This is a genomic window from Sandaracinobacteroides sp., from assembly GCF_057137845.1.
Map to the genome: position 1 here is coordinate 1 of NZ_DBNHFX010000070.1, position 1,481 is coordinate 1,481.

At 64.8% G+C, this 1,481-nt stretch carries 2 protein-coding genes and 1 tRNA gene; all 3 read right to left on the reverse strand.

The genetic code is table 11. The features are described 5' to 3' along the window. Positions 1-53: 53 nt before the first annotated feature. Entirely contained in the window at positions 54-905 is an 852-nt protein-coding gene (locus AC16JP_RS03520; protein ID WP_484339219.1) for an oxidoreductase, read from the reverse strand. 74 nt (positions 906-979) lie between these two features. Beyond that, positions 980-1,055: transfer RNA gene (locus tag AC16JP_RS03525), tRNA-Thr, on the reverse strand. A gap of 50 nt (positions 1,056-1,105) precedes the next feature. Further along, positions 1,106-1,481, reverse strand: a 376-nt coding sequence (locus AC16JP_RS03530; RefSeq protein ID WP_484339220.1) for a phosphoenolpyruvate carboxylase, incomplete at its 5' end; no start/stop codon positions are given.

A 1,481-nucleotide genomic window follows, 5' to 3' on the forward strand; every position in this document is an offset into this window, starting at 1 on the left:
GGGTTTCTTGTGGCCCTGGGTTTCTTGTGGCCCTGGGTTCATTTGGCAGCCGGTCAGGCCAGCACATCCAGCCGCGCGCGCAATTCCGCAGGCAGCACAAGACTGGCCGCCACCAGATTCTCGGCCAGATGTTCGGGCGACGACGTGCCGGGGATCAGCAACATGTTCGGCGCACGCTGAAGAAGCCACGCCAGCGCCACCTGCATCGCGCTTGCCCCCACTGCTGCCGCCACGCGCGCCAGTTCATCAGACTGCAACGGCGTCAGGCCGCCCAGCGGAAAGAATGGCACATAGGCGACACCATCGGCCGCCAGTGCGTCGATCAGTGCGTTGTCGACCCGGTGGATCAGGTTGAAGTGATTCTGCACACAGACGATCGGGCAGATGCGCCGCGCCTGCGATACCTGCGTGGGCGTGACGTTCGACAAGCCGATGTGGCGGATCAGGCCTTGCTGCTGCAACCCGGCCAGCACCTCGATGCTTTCCTCCATCGGCCCTTCCGCCGGACCCTGCGCAAAGAACGCGCGCATGTTCACCACATCCAGCACATCGACGCCAAGGTGGCGCAGATTGTCGTGAACGGCGCTTTTCAGTTCGTCCGCTGAAACCGCGCGCAGCCACTCTCCGTTCGGGCCGCGCCGGGCACCCACCTTGGTGACGATCACCAGGTCGTCGGGATAGGGGTGCAGCGCCTCGTGGATCAGGCGGTTCACCACATGCGGGCCGTAATAGTCGCTGGTGTCGATGTGGTTGACACCAGCCGCAACCGCCGCCCGCAGCACGGCCACGGCGCGGCGATGGTCGGCGGGCGGTCCCCACACTCCGCGCCCGGCAAGCTGCATCGCGCCAAACCCCATGCGCCGCACGGCACGATCGCCCAGCAGAAAGGTATCCGGCCGTTTCATCGCACCAAATTCAGGCAAACTATGGGTAAATTGCAAGCCCGGCATGGCAGCATCGGCGCTTCTGGGCAGGGGAGTGGTGCCGGCTGCAGGAATCGAACCCGCGACCCCCTGATTACAAATCAGGTGCTCTACCAACTGAGCTAAGCCGGCGTGTGACGCCCCCTAATGGAAACGCCCGGGATGTGCAATTCGGCTTGCCATCAGCCGGAATTGCGCAGCGCCGTTGCAATCGCGTTCACGCTGAGTTGCAGGCCGACTGCGATGCGCGGATCGGTTTCCCCTGCGCGGTGGCGCTTCATCAGTTCCACCTGCAACAGGTTCAGTGGTTCCAGATAGGGAAGGCGCAGCCGCACCGACGTATCCAGCACCGGCGACCGTTCGAGCAGCCGCGTCTGCGCGGTTGCTGCAAGCAGCCCGTCCACTGCCTCGGTCCAGCCGCTGCGGATTTGTCCGAACAGCGGCGCACCCTCGGCGCCGGCCAGCTCGGCGTAGCGCGCGGCAATCCCCATGTCGGACTTGGCCAGCACCATCTCCATGTTGGCCAGCATCGTCTGGAAGAACGGCCACTGTTCGGCC